This is a genomic window from Amycolatopsis sp. NPDC031561, assembly GCF_055580625.1.
This window is the reverse complement of record NZ_JBVILA010000001.1, coordinates 190459-208592: the sequence shown is the minus strand read 5'-3', so window position 1 is coordinate 208592 and position 18134 is coordinate 190459. Positions and strand designations below refer to the sequence as shown.

General features: G+C 68.0%; 14 protein-coding genes. 5 read left to right on the top strand and 9 right to left on the bottom strand.

Annotation, left to right across the window (positions count from 1 at the left end):
• Positions 1–69 precede the first annotated feature (69 nt).
• Together ACZ5IK_RS00990 and ACZ5IK_RS00985 are read left to right on the top strand one after the other, a co-directional pair.
• Positions 70–1047 carry an ATP-binding cassette domain-containing protein gene (locus ACZ5IK_RS00990; protein ID WP_465485996.1) on the top strand — a complete coding sequence of 326 codons (978 nt, stop codon included), beginning with the start codon at positions 70–72 and terminating at the stop codon, positions 1045–1047.
• Positions 1044–1844, top strand: a complete 801-nt coding sequence (locus ACZ5IK_RS00985; protein WP_101611055.1) for an ABC transporter permease — start codon at positions 1044–1046, stop codon at positions 1842–1844. The genes ACZ5IK_RS00990 and ACZ5IK_RS00985 overlap by 4 nt, the downstream gene beginning before the upstream one ends.
• Positions 1845–1902: 58 nt before the next feature.
• Here the strand turns inward: ACZ5IK_RS00985 and ACZ5IK_RS00980 are convergent, their stop codons facing one another.
• On the bottom strand, positions 1903–5088 hold the full coding sequence (locus ACZ5IK_RS00980; RefSeq protein WP_465485995.1) for an AfsR/SARP family transcriptional regulator: 3186 nt from the start codon (positions 5086–5088) through the stop codon (positions 1903–1905).
• Between the two features lie 151 nt (positions 5089–5239).
• Here ACZ5IK_RS00980 and ACZ5IK_RS00975 point away from each other — a divergent pair, with 151 nt between their 5' ends.
• Positions 5240–6655, top strand: a complete 1416-nt coding sequence (locus ACZ5IK_RS00975; RefSeq protein WP_465485994.1) for a M1 family metallopeptidase — start codon at positions 5240–5242, stop codon at positions 6653–6655.
• 358 nt (positions 6656–7013) lie between these two features.
• Positions 7014–7649 (top strand): pyroglutamyl-peptidase I, encoded by a 636-nt coding sequence (gene pcp, locus ACZ5IK_RS00970; protein ID WP_101611058.1) that lies wholly within the window; start codon positions 7014–7016, stop codon positions 7647–7649.
• Between the two features lies 1 nt (position 7650).
• On the opposite strand, the gene ACZ5IK_RS00965 is transcribed toward pcp, so the two are convergent.
• From ACZ5IK_RS00965 to ACZ5IK_RS00940, 6 genes are all read right to left on the bottom strand, one after another.
• Positions 7651–8655: a pyridoxamine 5'-phosphate oxidase family protein gene (locus ACZ5IK_RS00965; RefSeq protein WP_465485993.1), complete on the bottom strand. Its 1005-nt coding sequence runs from the start codon at positions 8653–8655 to the stop codon at positions 7651–7653.
• A 19-nt stretch (positions 8656–8674) separates the two neighbouring features.
• Positions 8675–10465 (bottom strand): Hsp70 family protein, encoded by a 1791-nt coding sequence (locus ACZ5IK_RS00960; RefSeq protein WP_465485992.1) that lies wholly within the window; start codon positions 10463–10465, stop codon positions 8675–8677.
• A gap of 60 nt (positions 10466–10525) precedes the next feature.
• A complete protein-coding gene (locus ACZ5IK_RS00955; protein ID WP_465485991.1) occupies positions 10526–10864 on the bottom strand; it encodes a helix-turn-helix domain-containing protein in 339 nt (112 codons plus the stop codon).
• On the bottom strand, positions 10861–11082 hold the full coding sequence (locus ACZ5IK_RS00950) for a type II toxin-antitoxin system RelE/ParE family toxin (protein WP_465485990.1): 222 nt from the start codon (positions 11080–11082) through the stop codon (positions 10861–10863). Before ACZ5IK_RS00950 ends, ACZ5IK_RS00955 begins: the two co-directional genes overlap by 4 nt.
• Before the next feature lie 498 nt (positions 11083–11580).
• Positions 11581–14139 (bottom strand): ATP-dependent Clp protease ATP-binding subunit, encoded by a 2559-nt coding sequence (locus ACZ5IK_RS00945; protein WP_465485989.1) that lies wholly within the window; start codon positions 14137–14139, stop codon positions 11581–11583.
• Positions 14140–14589: 450 nt separating this feature from the next.
• On the bottom strand, positions 14590–15171 hold the full coding sequence (locus ACZ5IK_RS00940) for a TIGR03086 family metal-binding protein (protein ID WP_465485988.1): 582 nt from the start codon (positions 15169–15171) through the stop codon (positions 14590–14592).
• Between the two features lie 78 nt (positions 15172–15249).
• Here ACZ5IK_RS00940 and ACZ5IK_RS00935 point away from each other — a divergent pair, with 78 nt between their 5' ends.
• Complete coding sequence (locus ACZ5IK_RS00935) at positions 15250–16095, top strand: helix-turn-helix domain-containing protein (protein ID WP_465485987.1); 846 nt, start codon at positions 15250–15252, stop codon at positions 16093–16095.
• A gap of 6 nt (positions 16096–16101) precedes the next feature.
• Here the strand turns inward: ACZ5IK_RS00935 and ACZ5IK_RS00930 are convergent, their stop codons facing one another.
• Both ACZ5IK_RS00930 and lysS read right to left on the bottom strand, forming a co-directional pair.
• A complete protein-coding gene (locus tag ACZ5IK_RS00930) occupies positions 16102–16455 on the bottom strand; it encodes a histone-like nucleoid-structuring protein Lsr2 (RefSeq protein WP_005165380.1) in 354 nt (117 codons plus the stop codon).
• A gap of 151 nt (positions 16456–16606) precedes the next feature.
• Positions 16607–18118 (bottom strand): lysine--tRNA ligase, encoded by a 1512-nt coding sequence (lysS, locus tag ACZ5IK_RS00925; protein ID WP_465485986.1) that lies wholly within the window; start codon positions 18116–18118, stop codon positions 16607–16609.
• Between the last annotated feature and the right edge of the window lie 16 nt (positions 18119–18134).

Sequence of the window (18134 nt, the reverse complement as noted above, 5' to 3'; positions counted from 1 at the left end):
CCCGCTGTGCGCGGCCTGCCAGCCGGGGCGGGCACCTTTGTCCGCGGGGCGAGATCCACAGGAGGAAACATGACGCACGCGATCAGGGCCGAGGGCCTGGTCAAGCACTATGGGGAGACGAAGGCGCTCGACGGGGTCGATCTGGAGGTCCCGGCGGGCAAGGTGGTCGGGGTGCTGGGGCCGAACGGCGCGGGGAAGACCACCGCCGTCCGGATCCTGGCCACCTTGATCCGGCCGGACCGCGGCCACGCGAGCGTCTTCGGTCACGACGTCGTCAAGAACCCGATGGCGGTCCGCAGCATGATCGGGCTGACCGGGCAGTACGCGTCGGTCGACGAGGACCTCTCCGGTACGGAGAACCTCGTGCTGATCGGCAGGCTGCTGGAGTTCTCGAGGGCGGACGCCAAGAAGCGCGCGGCCGACCTGCTGGAGCGGTTCGAACTGACCGACGCCGCCGGACGCGCGATCAAGACCTACTCGGGCGGGATGCGGCGGCGGCTCGACCTCGCCGCGAGCCTGGTCGGCCGTCCGAAGGTGCTCTACCTGGACGAGCCGACCACCGGACTCGACCCGCACGCCCGCAACGAGGTCTGGGCCGTGGTCCGGACGCTGGTCGCGGACGGGACGACGGTGCTGCTCACCACGCAGTACCTGGAGGAGGCCGACCAGCTGGCCGACACGATCACCGTGTTCGACCGTGGGCTGGTCGTGGCGAACGGGCGGGCCGACGAGCTCAAGCGCCGGACCGGCGGCCAGACGCTGCAGGTCCGGCCGACCGCGCTCGCCGATCTCGACGCCGTCGAGCGCATCCTGGCCGCGCTCACCGGGGCCAAGCCGAACCGGGACAACGACACCGGGCTGCTCACCGCGCCCGTCGCCGACCCCGTCCTGCTGTCCACCCTGGTCCGCAAACTGGACGAAGCCGGGATCACCGCGGACGAACTGGCGCTGCGGCTGCCCAGCCTCGACGAGGTGTTCCTCGCGCTCACCGGCAAGCGACCCGAAGAGTCCACAAAGGACACGACTCCGGAAGGGAGCCTGGTATGACGACCATCGCAGTGCCCGCGGCACCACGGCACGTTTCCCTCTCCAGCAGCGTCCAGCACGGGCTTTCCCTTGCCTGGCGCGGCATCCTGAAGATCCGCAAGAACCCGGAACAGCTGGCCGACGTCACCATCGCGCCGATCATCTTCCTGGTCATGTTCGTCTACCTGTTCGGTGGCGCGATCATGGGCAGCACCGAGGGCTACCTCCAGATGATCGTGCCCGGCATCATGGTGTTCAACATCCTGCAGGCCAGCATGACCGTCGGCGTCCAGCTCAACACCGACGTCACGAAGGGCGTGTTCGACCGCTTCCGGGCGATGCCGATCGCGAGATCCGCCCCGCTGATCGGCGCCGTGCTGGCCGACGTCGTGCGGTACCTGGTGTGCATCACCGTGCTGATGATCGTCGCGACGATCATGGGCTACCGGATCCAGACCGGTCCGGCGGAGTTCGCGCTGGCCGTCGTGCTGGCGATCGCGTTCGCGCTGGCGTTCTGCTGGGCGTCGGTGTTCGTCGGGATGCTGGTGAAGAGCCCCGGCGCGGTGCAGGGCCTGATGTTCGTGGTGCTGATGCCGCTGACCTTCGGCAGCAACGTCTTCGTCCCGACCGGCACCATGCCCGGCTGGTTGAAGGCGTGGGCCGACATCAGCCCGGTGACACAGATGTCCGACGTCCTCCGCGGCCTGATGAACGGCGGGGCGATCGCCGGGCCGCTGACCGGCTCGCTGATCTGGATGGCGGCCGCGATCGCGGTCTTCTTCCCGCTCGCCACCTGGGCTTACCGCAAGCGCGTCTGACGGGGGTCAGGGGGAACGCGCGTGAAGGACTCCTTCTCCCGCCGGGAGGAGGAGTTCTTCATGCGCTCACTTCCCGGATGATCCAGGAGACCAGTTCGGCACGGGACAGCCCTGCGTCCTGGACGAGCAGTGCTTCGTAGCGTTCCTCGCCGAAGTTCTCGCGGAGGTCGTCGATCAGCCTCCGGATGTCGGGCTCACCGAGGTCCGTCCTGCCGCGGAGGAGCTTTGCCGCGCCGAGGAGCCGGACTGCGGCCTCGGGCCGCCCCTGCCGGAACCGGATCAGGCCCGCGACCTCGACGATCCGCCCCAGGTCGGGCATGTCGCCGCGCTCCGCGGTGGACCTGACGACGATCGCGGCACCGCGTTCGGCCTCGTCCAGATCTCCGGCGGCCAGCGCCACCCCCGTCTCGATGAGCCCGCCGAACTCATCGCCGAACATGCCCGGCAACGGCACCTTGGCCATCAGCTCGCGGAACCGGGCGGCGATCTCGCGCGCCTCGTCGATCCGGCCGAGGCGGCCGTACAGGTCGGCCTTCCCCACCAGGACCATCACCGCGAGCTGATCGTTGCCCGTGTCGACCGCGTAGCGCTCCGCCTCGCGTATCTCCTGTAGCGCCGTTTCGAGGTCGCCTGCCCTCGCGTACTCGGTCGCGAGCCGCCAGCGCTGCTGGATCACGTCGTCCTGCGAACCCAGTTCGAGCGCGAGGGCGAGCCCTTGCCGGTACAGCGAAAGCGCGGCCTCGTGGTCGCCCGACATCGAGATGTCGCTCGCCTTCATGCCCACCGCCATCGCGGTGCCCCAGCGGTCGCCCACCGCCAGGAATCCTTCGTAAGCCTTGTCCCTGGCCCTGTCCGCGCCTTCGGTGTCACCGTCGTCGGTGAGGATGAAACTCTGCGCCCACGATCCCGCCGACCTGGCCCACGGGTCCGGGCTCGACAGCGCCCTGTTCACCTCGCGGTGCGCGAGTTCCTTGCTCTGGCTGAAGAAGGCCAGCATCGGCAGGCCGATGGACAGCCCGGCGAACCGGATGTGCGCGTTCGTCCGCACACAGTCGTCGATGAGCGAACGCGTGGCTTCGGGGTTTCCGACCCCGGGGATCATCATGGTGATCTCGCGCATCGCCCGGAACGCGGCCGCGAAGTCCTCTTCCAGACGGTCGCCGAAAGCGAGCACCTCGGAGACGAAGGACTCGACCCTGGCGCTGTCCCCCTTGATCAGCCAGTACCAGAAGACGCCGCCGAACAGGTGCATCGCCATCTCCGCGTCGCCGACGTCGATGGCCTGACGGAGCGCCGTCACGATGTTGCCGTGCTCGGCGTCGAACCGCGAGATGGCGACGAGCTGGTCCCGCGTCCGCAGCAACGGCTCCAGCCGCTCGGCGAGTTCGGCGTAGTAGCGGTGATACGCCTTCGTCAGCCGTTCTCGTTCTTCGGCCTCGTCGAGACGTTCCGCCGCGTACGCCCGGATCGTCTCCAGCATGCGGTAGCGCGGCTCGCCGTGATCGCCCGCCATCGCGTCCACAATGGACTTCTCGACCAGCGAGCCGAGGACGTAAAGGACGTCTTCGACGGGCAAGCCTTCCCCGGCACAGACGCTTTCGATCGCTTCGACCTCGGCACCGGCACCGAACACCGAGAGCCGCCTGGCGAGCACGTGTTCGGCGTGGTCGAGCAGGTCCCAGCTCCACTCGACGACGGCGCGCAGCGTCCGCTGCCTGGGCAAGGCCGTCCGGCTGCCCGAGGTCAGCAGGCGGAACCGGTCGTCGAGGCGTTGCGAGATCTGCGCGACGGTCATCGAGCGCAGCCGCGCGGCGGCCAGTTCCAGTGCCAGCGGCATCCCGTCCAGCCGACGGCAGATCTGCGCGACTTCGTCCACTGTGGACTCGTCCAGGACGAAGTCCGGGCGCACGGCCAGCGCGCGGTCGACGAACAGCCGGATCGCGCCCGCCTCGGCGGCCTCCGGAACGGTCGGCGTCCCGTCCGGGACGGACAACGGGCCGAGCGGGCACAGCGTCTCGCCGTCGATGGCCAGCGCTTCGCGGCTCGTCGCGAGGATCCGCAAGGTCGGCACGCGGCGCAGCAGGGTGTTCGCCAGCTCCGCGGCCGTGTCGACCAGATGCTCGCAGTTGTCCAGCACCAGCACCGATTCGCCGGCGCCGAGCGTTTCCACCACCCGGGCCAGCGCGTCCACCGGGCGGCGCATCGGGTCGGCGCCGTGCGAAAGACCGAGGTCCCACAGCTCCAGCGCCGCGAAGACCGCGCCGGGCAGGTCACCGGGATCGCGGACACCGGCGAGCGGCACGAACCAGACGCGCCCCCGCGCGTGCGCCGGATGCCGCGTCGCGACCTCGGTGGCCAGCCGCGTCTTCCCGGCGCCGCCGGGACCGACCAGCGTCACCAGCCGCGCTCCGGAGAGGAGTTCGGCGACCAGCTTCAACTCGTCGTCACGGCCGACGAAGCTGGTCAGCCGGACCGGGAGCCGGTCGGCGGCCGCGGGTGGCGGGCCGAGTTCGCCGCGCAGCGCGGCGAGGTGGATCTCCCGGAGTTCGGCCGACGGGTCGACCCCCAGCTGATCGGCCAGGGCCGCCCGGACCTCCTCGTAGACGGCGAGGGCGTCGGACTGCCGGTCCGCGGCGCACAACGCCCGGATCCACAGCCCGGCGAGCCGTTCGCGCAGCGGATTCCGCGCGACAGCCTCCTTGAGGTCCGCGAGGACCTCGTCGTGCCCGCCGAGCCGGATCTCCGCCTCGAAACGATCTTCGGCGGCCTCGAGACGCAGATCCTCCAGCCGGGTCGCCGGTGCCTGCGCGAACGGGGCTTCGAGCACATCGGACAACGCTTGACCACGCCAGAGGCCGAGCGCTTCGGCGAGGACGGCGGCCGCACCGGCGTCCCGGCCCGCCGCCAGCTCGGCACGGCCCTGGGCGGCCAGCCGTTCGAAGCGGAACACGTCGACGTCCTCGCGGGCGACGTCCAGCCGGTAACCCCCAGGGCCCGAGTCGAGACCGACGTCGTCGGCACGCAGGACCTTGCGCAGGCGCGAGACCAGGGATTGCAGCGCGTTCGCCGCGTCGGCGGGCGGTTCCGCACCCCAGAGGCCGTCGATGAGAGCCGTCGCCGGGACACCGCGGCCGGGGTCCAGCGCGAGCCTGGCCAAGAGCATGCGGAGGCGGGCACCGCCGATGTCGACCGGGGTGCCGTCACCGGCCTCCGCTCCGACCGGGCCCAGCAGCGTCACACGCACGGACCCCAGCTTTCCAGAACCCGCAAACCCTTAGCTCCACTAGGCGACGGAAGTGGGGATTATCCGGGCACCGGGGAGCTTTCCGGGCGGGCGGCCGAGGTCACGGCGTTACGTTCTTGGCCAAGTGACAGCCGATCGACTGGGAGCGTGAATGAGGTACCGGAGTGCGGCCGTCATCGCCGCCGTTCTGGCCGCGAGTGTCCTCGGCGGCGGGACCGCCGTCGCCGACATCGGGAAACCCGGTGCCGACGGGGCGGGCGACAGCTACTACCCGCAGGACGGCAACGGCGGCTACGAGGTCGGCGACTACAACCTGAAAATCGGCTACGAGCCCGCCACCAAGCAGCTCACCGGCCTGCAGACGATCACCGGCCGGACGACACAGGCGCTGAGCTCGTTCAACCTCGACCTGCGCGGGCTGACCGTCGACTCGATCAAGGTCAACGGGCGGAAGGCGGCCTTCACGCGGACCGGTGACCACGAACTGGTGATCACCCCGGCCCGTTCGCTGCGGAACCACGAGCGGTTCACCGCCGAGGTCGCCTACCACGGCGTCCCGCAGGCGATCGAGGATCCGCTGCTGGGCGAGAACGGCTGGCAGTACGCGAAATCCGGCGGCGCGTTCGTCGCCGGCGAGCCGAAGTCCGCGACGACCTGGTATCCGGTCAACGACACCCCGCGGGACAAGGCGACCTTCCACCTCGCGGTCACCGTGCCGTCGGAATGGAGCGTCATCGCGGTCGGCCAGGAGCGCGGGCAGGTCAAGAACGGCGGGAAGACCACCTACACCTGGGCCGAAGAGACCCCGGCGGTGCCGTACATGACGACGGTCGCGATCGACAAATGGGAGTTCGAGCGGACGAAGCTGTCGGACGGCACCCCGGTCGTCAACGCCTACGCCCCCGGCACACCCGCCTCGACCAAGCAGGCCGAAGCGCGGCTGCCGGAGATCATCGACTTCCTGGCGTCGAAGTTCGGGCGGTACCCGGTGGACGCGGCGGGCGGCATCTTCCTCGCCGAGCCGATCGGGTTCTCGCTGGAAACGCTGAGCAGGCCGATCTACTCGGGCGCGGCGGGCAACGTCCCGACGATCGTGCACGAGAACGCCCACCAGTGGTGGGGCGACTCGGTCGCCGTCGACAAGTGGAAGGACGTCTGCCTCAACGAATGCTTCGCCTCCTACGCGGAGTGGCTGTGGTCCGAGGCGAAATCGGGTCAGGACCTCAAGGCGCGCTACCTGACCGCCGTGCAGAAGGCGACGGACCGGTTCTGGGCGGGAAAGCTGTACGACATGGGCCCCGGCAACGAGTTCACGTACGTGTACTCGAAGGGCCCGGTGGCACTGCACGCGCTGAAGAACTACATCGGCGCGGCCCCCTTCGACCGCATCCTGCGGACATGGCCGGCCCTGCACCGCGACGGCAACGCGAGCCTGCCGGAGTTCCAGAAGTTCGCCGAGCGCATCGCGCACAAGAACCTCCAGGGCTTCTTCGACGCGTGGTTCTACGGCAACACCAAACCGGCGCCCGAGTTCCTCTACCCGGGGGATCTCAAGCCGGCCGCCTGACCTCGCTCCTGGTGAGTGGCTAGGCAACATTCGGATCGCAGGTCCGTACCGGCCTGGCCAGGCCTGCACGAGGGTGACGGTTCAGCGAGTGCCGGTGCTGCCGATGAAGGAATTGGGACGTTGAGTGTCCCGATTCCTTCATCGTCGATGGAGGTGTTCCGGTCTCGGTGCTTGATCAACCCCGAACCATCCCCTGCACCCGTCGAGCGGGGAAGATTCCGGACGTTCAACGTCTCGAATCTTCCCCGCTCACCCATATCAACATCCAGAACAAGCTCACCAAGACGACATGCAGGATCCAGTGGGTAAGCAAATACGAGGACCAGCCCGACCCGCGTCACACGTTAGGGTGAGTGGCATGACGTCAGTGCTCCTCACCGGTTTCGAACCGTTCGGCGGTGAGCGGGTGAACCCGTCGTGGCAGGCGGTTTCCCTGCTCACCGGCCGGCGGCGCGACGCCGTGGCCGTCGAACTGCCGTGCGTGTTCTCGCGGTCGCTGGTCACCTTGCGCGACGCGATCGACGAGTACCGGCCGGAACTAGTGATCTGTGTCGGCCAGGCGGGCGGCCGCCCCGGCGTGACCCCGGAGCGGGTCGCGATCAACCTGATCGACGCCCGCATCCCGGACAACGCGGGCTCGCAGCCCGTCGACGTCCCGGTGATCCCCGGCGGCCCCAACGCGTACTTCACGACCCTGCCGGTGAAGGCGTGTGTCGCGGGGATCAAGGACGCGGGACTTCCGGCGTCGGTCTCGTATTCGGCCGGGACCTACGTGTGCAACCAGGTCTTCTACGGGCTGATGCACTTGCTGGACAACGACTTCCCCGGCGTGCGGGGCGGTTTCGTGCACGTTCCCTACACGCCGGAGCAGGCCGCGCGGACGACGGCGCCGAGCCTGGCCGTGCACCGGGCGGCGGAAGCGCTGGGGATCATCGTGGACACCGCGCTTTCGGTGACCGAGGATCTTTCGACACCGGCGGGCACGCTGCACTGAGTCAGTACAGGTTCTGCCGGTAGTCCACGGAGATCGCGGCGCGCATCATCCGCTCGCCCGCCGCCTTCCGCAGGAGCTTCGCGGCGATGCCCGCGGTCTCGTTGAGCTTGATGTGGTCGGTCCAGATCGCGGCGGGTTTGGGCAGTTCTTCCGGGTCGACGTGCTGCTCGGCGTCCCAGAGACGGGCGTCGCGGACAGCCGCGCTGTGCGTGAGCCGCGTGTGCTCCACCTCGACCAGCAACACCGCTTTCGGGGCGCGGCCCCGTTCGGCCATCGGCTCGCGAAGCTCGGCGTCGGCGCTGATGCTCGCGGTGCCGGTGAGTTCGAGGACGCGGTCGTCGCCGGGTGCGAGGGCCACGATCGCCACGTGCGGCCGTTCGAGCACATTGTGGAACGTGTCGGTGCGCCGGTTTCCCGGCCGGTCGGCGATCGCGACGGTCTTCGGCCCGACCTGCCGGATGACGCCGGGCGGATCACCCTTGGGACTGGCGTCGGCCTGGCCGTCGCCGTCCCGTGAGGTGATCACCGCGAGCGGCGCGGTGCCGAGGAAGGCGGCCGCCGCGGGGCCGAGTCCGGGACCGTCCTCGGTGTCGGCGATCTCGGACGCCGTGGCCGGGCCCCAGACGCCGGAGCGGATCACGGCCTTGCCGCAGTGCAGGAAAGCCTCCTCGACGACGAGGGCGCCGTCGTCCACCGTTCCGTTGATCCGCAGCGTCTCGCGCCAGCCGGGGAGCAGGACGAGCAACGCGGCGCCGGTGCCCGACACGGCGTCCGGCGGAATCGGCAGCCGCAGGCGCTGGGGGCCTTCCGGGATCGCGAACCCGGGAGCGCCACCGACCACCGCGGCCCTCGGCCCGGCCCCGGTGTAACCGAGAACGGCCACGGGAGCGCGGCCGAGCAGCGCGACGCAGTGGGGGTCGAGCCTGTCGATGGACTTCATCATCACCGGCAGCTGCCTGCTCCCCACGACCCGCTCGAGTTCGGCCAGGTCACAGATGGCTTCCATGGGGTTAGGCTACCCTAAATCAGGGTTTGAGCTGCGCGGTGAAGAAGTCGACCATCTCCTGGGTCGTCCGCGCCGTCCCGTCGCGACGGGTCGAGACGAGCATCGCGCTCAACGGCGCGTCCTCGGTCCCGAAGAGCACGATGCCGCTTCGCTTGCCGACACCCGCCAGGTAGCGCCCGCGCAGGCCGTCGGTCGCCCAGGTGCCCTCGACGGGCTTGCCCTTGGTCATCTGCCGCCGGGCGTCGTCCTCCAGGCCGGTCATCGCGACGCCCTGGTAGTAGTTGATCGCGTTCGACGCCTCGTCGTTCTTGAACACGCAGGTGACCGCGGAAGCCGCACCCATCGCGGCGGCCGCGTCCGGCGCGTCCCTGCACTCGTCCCGCTGCGGGATGACGGCGGCGATCCGGCGGAGGCAGTCCGTGAATCCCTGCGCGTCCTTCACTCCCGGCTGATCGCAAGCCGGCTTCTGCGCCGGAGCCGGGGCGGCGACCGGTTCGTCCTTACCGCCGCTGAGCAGGACGATCGTCGTCACGATCGCCGCGAGGGCGAGCACGATGACGCCGTACGTCGTGGGCTTCTGCCAGCTCCGGCCCGGCGGGGGCGGAGGCGGCGTCCAACGCGGCGGCTGCGGACGCCGGGGCGGCTGCGGACGCCGGGGCGGCTGCTGCTGAACCGGCTGCTGGACGGGCGGCTGCCGCACCGGCGGTGCGACCGGCGCGAACGCGGGCACGGTCAGCTGCGAGTCCTCACCGCCCGCGGGCACGTGGTGCAACCCGAACGCGACCGCCGTCTCCGGCTGGTCCTGCGTCGTCGGCGCGATCCTGAGCTGGTTCGCCAGCAGGCTCGCCAGCAACGGCATCCGGCTCGGCCCGCCGACGAGGTAAACCCCGCCGAGATGGGCCGGGCTGAGTCCGGCCCGATGGATGGTGGCGGCCAGCAGCTCGGCACTGCGCAGGAAACTCGGCCGGACGAGCGCCTCCAGCTCCATCCGCGACACCCGCACGTCGCCGAACGGCTCGGGCATCGGGATCTCGGTCTGCTGATGCCGGGACAGGCTTTCCTTGGCGTCGCGGACATCCTGCAGCAGCGAACGGCGCGTCCGGCGGTCGCTGACCGCCTGCGGGCGCAGGATTCGCTGCCACTGCGCGGGATCGGAATGCGAAACCTCGCGGCCGATGTGCACCAGCAGCGCCTGGTCGATGTCGAGACTGCCGAGATCGGGCAGGCCGTCCTCGGCCAGCACGGCGAACCCCTGGGCGCTGACACCGACGACGGCGCAGTCGAAAGTGCCCGCCCCGAGGTCGTACACCGCGATCGGACCCGGCGGCCGGTGACCGTGGTTCAGGGAGGCGTAGTGCGCCGCGGCGGCGACCGGCTCGGGGATGAGCAGCGTCGTGCCGAAACCGGCCTTGAGCGCGGCGTCGCGGAGGACCTGCTTGCGATCGGGACCCCAGCCCGCGGGATGGGAGATGCGCACCTGCGCGGGCGGGCGCTGGAGGAGCAGCTCCGCCTCCTCGCCGACGCGGCGCAGGACCGCGGCGAAGGCGTCCGCGATGGGAAGCGTGACGTCACCGAGCTGGAGGGCGCCCTCGTCGATGCGCCGCTTCGGATTCGCTTCGAACCGGCTCGGATCCAGTCTGGCCCGGCGTTCGGCGTCGCGGCCGACGAAGACGGTTCCGTCCTTGTCGACGTAGATCGCGGACGACATCGTCACCGACCCGTCGATCTCGACGACCTGTGTCCCCCTGCCGTGGATCGAGAGCACCCCGACCGTGCTGGAGGTACCGAAATCGATCGCCAGAACGTCCACCTGACCCCCTCCCGGACCCGAGGGCATCGTCTCACGCGGAGATCGCGCGGCCGGGAGCGGTCAGACGGCGGTGGAGATGGTCACGTCATGATCGTCGAAATCGGCGACCACGCGCATCCGGCCGCCCAAGGCGACGATGTACCTGCGGAGAGTGTCCAATTCCATCTGGCTCGGATCGCCCTGCTCGAGCTGGCTGATCCGCGGCTGGCTCACTCCCATTCGCTTGGCGACCTCAGCCTGACTCAGCCCGACGTCCTCGCGAAGTTTCGACAGCCGAAAGCCGAGGACGTAAGCCTGCGTGGCTTCCCTCGCCGCTGCCCGCGCGGCTTCGACGTCGCGGCCCGCTTCGCGATCCGCAGCGAGCTTTTCGGCCTTGACCTCTTTCCAGGACCGACTCATTTCAGCTCCTCCATCGCGTCCAGACGCCGCCGGTATCGCTCCTCCGCGATCGGGATGTTGACGTCGTACCACCGTTTCCAGTTCCCGGCCTTGTCGCCGGCCACCAGGAGCACGGCTTTCCGCACCGGATCGAAGACGAACAAGATCCTGATCTCGGTGCGCCCGGCCGACGCCGGGCGCAGCTCTTTCAAGTTGTGTCGTGAAGTTCGATCCCCCACTTCATCAGGCGACTATAATGTAGACCTTATATCGATCGGGCCGCCGAGGCCAGGGTTCCCACGAAAGCGCGCTTTCGGCCGCCGGACACCAACGGGTGGTTCGCGAGGTGTCGGTCCAGGTGGTCGTGAGTGGCGATTCGGGTTATCGAGGGGTGACCCAAAGGTGGCGTCGTGTCTGCACCCAAGGTGATCGAGGGCGTGACTCGCGTGATTGAAGCCGGATCTCACGTGATCAGAAGCCGAACTCCGTGAACGTCACCCCATCACACAAGATCCGTCTTCAATCACGCGAGATCCGTCTCCAAGCACACGAGATCGCCACCCGATCACGCGTGAACGCCCAACCCGCCCGGGCACGACACCTTTGCCTTACCCCTCAAGAGAACCCCGCCACTCACGACCAACCCGGCCCACCACGCTCCGGCACTCTGGTCACCCCGAACGCGGAAGTGCCCGCCGCGGCAAACCCGCGACGGGCACTTCCTGTACTACCGAGACCTACTCCGCCTCGGCTTCACCGTTCTCTTCGCTCGAGCCGGCGCCGATGCTGACCGGCGGGGCGTCCGGGACCGACGACGGACGGGCTTCGCCGCGGAAGACGAAGTGCGCCTTGTCGTCCTTCTCGCCCTCTTCGTCGTTCCAGCCTTCGACGTCGACCAGGATGATCTGGCCCGCCTGGACCTCGCCGAACAGGATCTTCTCCGACAGCTGGTCCTCGATCTCGCGCTGGATCGTGCGACGCAGCGGCCGCGCGCCCAGCACCGGGTCGAACCCGCGCTTGGCGAGCAGCGCCTTGGCCTTGGGCGTGAGCTCGAGCTCCATGTCCTTGGCCTTGAGCTGCTTCTCGACCCGGGCGATCATCAGATCGACCATCTGGATGATCTGGTCCTTGGTCAGCTGGTGGAAGACGATGATGTCGTCGATCCGGTTCAGGAACTCAGGCCGGAAATGCTTCTTCATTTCCTCGTTGACCTTTTGCTTCATCTTCTCGTACCGGTTCGCGGTGTCCCCGCCCTGGGAGAAACCGAGCGAGACGGACTTGGAGATGTCCGAGGTACCCAGGTTCGAGGTGAAGATGAGCACGGTGTTCTTGAAGTCGACCGTACGACCCTGACCGTCGGTGAGACGGCCGTCTTCGAGGACCTGCAGGAGCGTGTTGTAGATCTCCTGGTGGGCCTTCTCGATCTCGTCGAACAGCACCACCGAGAACGGCTTGCGCCGCACCTTCTCGGTCAGCTGGCCGCCCTCTTCGTAGCCGACGTAGCCCGGAGGGGCACCGAAGAGCCGCGAAGCGGTGTAGCGGTCGTGGAACTCGCCCATGTCGATCTGGATGAGCGCGTCGTCCTCGCCGAAGAGGAACGCCGCCAGCGCCTTGGACAGCTCGGTCTTACCGACACCGGACGGGCCGGCGAAGATGAACGAGCCGGAGGGGCGCTTCGGGTCCTTCAGACCGGCGCGGGTACGGCGGATCGCCTGGGAGACGGCCTTGACCGCGTCCTCCTGGCCGATGATCCGCTTGTGCAGCTCGTCCTCCATGCGGAGCAGACGCGTGGTCTCCTCCTCGGTGAGCTTGAACACCGGGATGCCGGTCCAGTTGGCGAGGACCTCGGCGATCTGCTCCTCGTCGACCTCGGCGACGACGTCGAGGTCGCCGTCCTTCCACTGCTTCTCCCGCTCGCCCTTCTGGCCGAGGAGGGTCTTCTCCTCGTCACGGAGGCGGGCGGCGCGCTCGAAGTCCTGCGCGTCTATCGCGGACTCCTTGTCCCTGCGCACGTCGGCGATCTTCTCGTCGAATTCGCGCAGGTCCGGCGGCGCGGTCATCCGGCGGATGCGCATCCGGGCGCCCGCCTCGTCGATCAGGTCGATCGCCTTGTCCGGCAGGAACCGGTCGTTGATGTAGCGGTCCGCCAGGGTGGCCGCCTGCACCAGCGCGCCGTCGGTGATCGAGACGCGGTGGTGCGCCTCGTACCGGTCGCGCAGACCCTTGAGGATCTCGATCGTGTGCTCGAGCGACGGCTCGCCGACCTGGATCGGCTGGAAGCGTCGTTCCAGCGCGGCGTCCTTCTCGATGTACTTGCGGTACTCCTCGAGCGTGGTCGCGCCGATCGTCTGCAGCTCGCCACGGGCCAGCATCGGCTTCAGGATCGACGCGGCGTCGATCGCGCCCTCGGCGGCACCCGCGCCGACGAGCGTGTGCAGCTCGTCGATGAACAGGATGATGTCGCCGCGGGTCTTGATCTCCTTGAGCACCTTCTTGAGGCGCTCTTCGAAGTCACCGCGGTACCGGGAACCGGCGACCAGGGAGCCGAGGTCGAGGGTGTAGAGCTGCTTGTCCTTCAGCGTCTCGGGCACCTCGCCCTTGACGATGTTCTGCGCGAGCCCCTCGACGACGGCGGTCTTGCCGACGCCGGGCTCACCGATCAGGACCGGGTTGTTCTTGGTGCGCCGCGACAGCACCTGCATGACCCGCTCGATTTCCTTGCCACGGCCGATGACCGGGTCGAGCTTGCCTTCGCGGGCCTGGACGGTCAGGTTGCGGCCGAACTGGTCGAGCACCAGCGACGACGACGGGGTGCCTTCACCGCGGCCGGAGCCGGTCTCGGTCGACTCCTTGCCACCCTGGTAGCCCGACAGCAGCTGCAGGACCTGCTGACGCACCCGGTTGAGGTCCGCGCCGAGCTTGACGAGCACCTGTGCGGCGACGCCTTCTCCTTCGCGGATCAACCCGAGCAGGATGTGCTCGGTGCCGATGTAGTTGTGGCCGAGCTGCAGCGCTTCGCGCAGCGACAGCTCAAGCACCTTCTTGGCCCGCGGGGTGAAGGGGATGTGCCCGCTCGGGGCCTGCTGCCCCTGGCCGATGATCTCCTCGACCTGCTGGCGGACGCCCTCCAGCGCGATGCCCAGCGATTCCAGCGCCTTGGCGGCGACACCTTCACCCTCGTGGATCAGACCCAGGAGGATGTGCTCGGTGCCGATGTAGTTGTGGTTGAGCATCCTGGCCTCTTCTTGGGCCAGGACGACCACCCGCCTCGCGCGGTCGGTGAACCTCTCAAACATGTGCACTCCCTCGACTGCTGCGACGGCGGCCCGTTTCCATCGTGCTTTCACCGCGATGGATTCAGCACCGTGAGACCACTCTAGTAGCCATGCGGTCGCGCTGGCGTACCACTACGGCTGATTGCGGCCCGTTCGCGCCCGTGCCGTTCTCCGGCCGTGCGCTGTTTCATCTTCCGGTTGCCCTGCACCTTTACGTCAAGCCCAACGTGCGAACAGGCGTCCGGATTCCGTCGGATGCGCGTTGTCCGCTGAGCGCGAACATGACACGCGGACAGAGACTGCCCAGAGGGTGGACACCCGTCCGGAGTAGTCACGGACCGTGTGTAAGGTTAGGCACACCTAATGGCGAGGCCGGCTGGGTCCGCTGTGAAGACTTGCTCGCCGGCACCCCGGCGGTCGAGGGCGCCGGGGTCGCGGACGCCGCGGGTGGACGAGAATCCGCGGGAAGGGTCAGGAACGCCAGTCCGGATTCCGCCCGGTGGCTCCCAACGCACGCTCGAAAGTCGTCGCGCCGTCCGCAACGACGACTTCTTCGCCGTACACCTTCATCGCCCGCGCCTGATCACCCATCGCCGCGGCGGACGCGAACACGGCCTCGGCCGCTTCGGGCGCGACGTCGACGGTGCGACCGGTCGCGCGGGCCAGATCCCAGCCGTGGAAGACGAACTCGCCGAGCACCATGTCCCCGATGATCGAGGCGGGCATCTCCGCCGTGCCGAGCGCCGTCATGCCCTGCCACGCTTCGGGCGCCCCGAAGACGTCCACGAGCCGCGCGGTCTGCTTCTCGACGGCGGCGAGCCAATCGGCGCCGACGAGGCCCGCCTCCGCCTCGCCCGTGGCCACCTCGGGCGGCGGCGTCTTGCGCCCGGCGGCTTCGAGCCAAGGGCCCCAGTAGAGAAGGTGGTTCAGCAGCGCGCGGACGTCGTAATCGGCGCACGGGGTGCGGCCGGCGAGTTCGGTCTCGCCGATCCTGCGCAGGATTCCGGCGAATTCCGCGGCGGCGGGGGCGATCAGGGCAGCGTGTTCGGACATGAGGGCATGAGTTCACGGGAACGGTTGCGCCGTCTTGAAGAAACGCGACAGATTTCAGGGCAGGGCTAAGTTGGACCGGTGAGCGGGCACCGGATCCCGGCGGGGATCGTCAACGCGCGGGAGGCGAGCGCGAAGTTCGGCCTCGTCCGGCATCGGCCGTCGCCGGCGCTGCGGCCGTTCGTCGATCACCACTGGGTGCTGCGCTGGGATCTGAGCGGCCGTCCGGCCCACGAACAGGTGGTACTGCCCAATCTCGCGGTCAACGTCACCTTCTTCCGCGACGCGGCGGGCGCGTTCGGGCCCGGAAAACTACCTTTCCGCTACCTCGTCGGGGGCAAGGACCACGGTATCGGCGTTCGATTCAGGCCCGGGGCTTTCCGGGCATTCCTCACCGGGCCGGTCACGATGATCTCCGGCCGTTCCGTTCCACTCACCGATCTCTTCCCGGAAGCCGCGGGAGTGACGGAATCGGTACGCAATGCGACGGACGACTTCGAAATGGTCCGCCGATGCGAGGAACTGCTCCTCGCGAAACACCCCGTGCTCACCGCCGCGGCCAGGACGGCCATCGAGGCGGTGGAAACAATCGCGGCCGAACCGGCCATTACCAGGGTCGGGGAGCTGTCAAGCCGAACGGGCCTGTCTCAGCGAAGTCTGCAACGCCTGTTCGCCGAACATGTCGGCACCGCCCCCAAATGGGCGATTCAGGTATACCGGTTGAACGAAGCGGCGACACGGATCGCGGCCGAGGAACGGCCGGACTACGCGGAACTGGCGACAGCACTGGGCTATAGCGACCAAGCGCACTTCATCCGGGATTTCCGCTCCGTGACCGGATGGGCGCCCACCGAGTACGCCCGCTTGAACCGTGTACAAGAACAAGAAAGCCGCCGGGAAAAGTTTCCCGGCGGCTCGAAGGTCTGAAAGACCTCAGTTCTTCTTGTGGTAGGCCTCCACGACCTCGGACGGGATACGTCCACGGTCGGAAACCTGGAAGCCGTTCTTGCGGGCCCAGGCGCGAATGGCCTGGTTCTGCTCGCGGTCCACGGTCGCGGGGCGGGCGGCGGCCTTCACGCCTGCGACCGGACGAATGGCGGTGCGCTTACGGCCACCCGCGCGGCGGGCGTGCTCCACATACTGGGCCAACGCGTCACGAAGCTCTTCCGCGTTTTCCGCGGAAAGGTCGATCTGGTAGCTGACACCGTCCAAACCGAACTCGACGGTCTCTTCCGCCTCAGTGCCGTCGAGGTCGTCGACGAGCGAGACGAGCACCTTCTGTGCCATCTGTTTCCTCCTGCTGGGGGCTTACACGAATGATCTGGTACGGGGCATGCCCCGGACAGAAGACTTTGTCTAGCGACATTAATACCCGGTACCGAGACATAACGCAAATCTTGTTTACGAGAACGATCGAGGTATCTGTCACGCGGACGGGTTATTCAGGTCGGACGAGCGGGAACAGGATGGTCTCCCGGATACCAAGGCCGGTCAGCGCCATCAGCAACCGGTCGATCCCCATTCCGACACCACCGCTCGGCGGCATTCCGTACTCCAGCGCACGGAGGAAATCCTCATCCAGGTTCATGGCCTCACTATCGCCCTGCGCACCCAGCCGAGCCTGTTCCACCAGACGCTGACGCTCTACCACGGGATCCACCAGCTCGGAGTATCCGGTGGCCAGTTCGAATCCGCGCACGTACAGATCCCACTTCTCGGCCACCCCCGGCTTGCTGCGGTGTTGCCTGGTCAGCGGGGATGTCTCGACCGGAAAATCACGGACAAAAGTAGGTTCGTGGAGATGATCGCCGACGAGGTGTTCCCAAAGTTCTTCGATGAGTTTGCCGTGCCCTAACTTTGGGTCGAGCTCCAGCTCTCGCCCTTCGGCATAGGAACGCAGCTTGTCCGCCGATGTCTCGGGAGTGACCTCTTCCGACAACGCCTCGGACAACGACTCGTACATTCCGAGTGTGGTCCACTCGCCGGACAGGTCGTACTCCGAACCATCGACGAGAGTGACCACCTGAGTACCGAGAACGTTCTGCGCCGCCTCCTGGATGAGCTGACGCGTCATCACCGCGTTGGAGTCGTAGGTCGCATACGCTTCGTAGTACTCGAGCATGGCGAACTCGGGCGAGTGGGACGAGTCGCTGCCTTCGTTCCGGAAGTTCCGGTTGATCTCGAAGACCTTCTCGATACCGCCGACCACGCAACGCTTGAGGTACAGCTCAGGCGCGATCCTCAGGTACAGATCGAGGTCGAAGGCATTCGAATGCGTGACGAATGGCCGCGCCGCCGCGCCGCCGTGGAGCGTCTGCAGCATCGGGGTCTCGACCTCGAGGAATCCCCGGCCGTGAAACGAGTCACGCAGGGAACGCAGCACACCGGCGCGGGTACGGACCACGTCCCGGGCCTTGGGACGCACGATCAGATCGACATAACGCTGCCGGATCCGCGTTTCCTCTGCCAGGTCTTTGTGCGCCACGGGCAACGGGCGCAATGCTTTCGACGTGATGCGCCAGGCGTCGGCCATCACGGAAAGTTCACCGCGCTTGGAGGTGATGACCTCGCCCTCGACGAATACGTGATCACCGAGATCGACATCGGACTTCCATGCCGCGAGCGCGTCTTCACCGACCTTCGCCAGGCTGATCATCGCCTGCAACTCGGTGCCGTCGCCTTCACGGAGACTTGCAAAACACAGTTTGCCGGTATTGCGCAGGAACATGACCCGGCCGGTGATGCCGACGGTCTCGCCGGTGGCCGTGTCGACCGGAAGTCCGGAATGTTTCGCCCGTACTTCGGCCAGTGAGTGCGTCCGGGGAACCTCGACCGGATACGGATCGATACCCTCCGCGATTATCCGGTCGCGCTTGTCCCGGCGCACCCGCATCTGTTCCGGCAGGTCTTCGTCGGGGCTCGCGCCCTCGGATGCGGGGATTTCAGTCATGGCTCACAGCGTACGA

Bases quoted from the DNA above. Each gene is read 5' to 3' on its own strand.
- ACZ5IK_RS00965 (WP_465485993.1), bottom strand. From the start codon at position 8,655: ATGGAAGCCATCTGTGACCTGGCCGAACTCGAGCGGGTCGTGGGGAGC.
- ACZ5IK_RS00975 (WP_465485994.1), top strand. From the start codon at position 5,240: ATGAGGTACCGGAGTGCGGCCGTCATCGCCGCCGTTCTGGCCGCGAGT.
- ACZ5IK_RS00990 (WP_465485996.1), top strand. From the start codon at position 70: ATGACGCACGCGATCAGGGCCGAGGGCCTGGTCAAGCACTATGGGGAG.
- pcp (WP_101611058.1), top strand. From the start codon at position 7,014: ATGACGTCAGTGCTCCTCACCGGTTTCGAACCGTTCGGCGGTGAGCGG.
- ACZ5IK_RS00985 (WP_101611055.1), top strand. From the start codon at position 1,044: ATGACGACCATCGCAGTGCCCGCGGCACCACGGCACGTTTCCCTCTCC.
- ACZ5IK_RS00945 (WP_465485989.1), bottom strand. From the start codon at position 14,139: ATGTTTGAGAGGTTCACCGACCGCGCGAGGCGGGTGGTCGTCCTGGCC.
- ACZ5IK_RS00930 (WP_005165380.1), bottom strand. From the start codon at position 16,455: ATGGCACAGAAGGTGCTCGTCTCGCTCGTCGACGACCTCGACGGCACT.
- ACZ5IK_RS00940 (WP_465485988.1), bottom strand. From the start codon at position 15,171: ATGTCCGAACACGCTGCCCTGATCGCCCCCGCCGCCGCGGAATTCGCC.
- lysS (WP_465485986.1), bottom strand. From the start codon at position 18,118: ATGACTGAAATCCCCGCATCCGAGGGCGCGAGCCCCGACGAAGACCTG.
- ACZ5IK_RS00955 (WP_465485991.1), bottom strand. From the start codon at position 10,864: ATGAGTCGGTCCTGGAAAGAGGTCAAGGCCGAAAAGCTCGCTGCGGAT.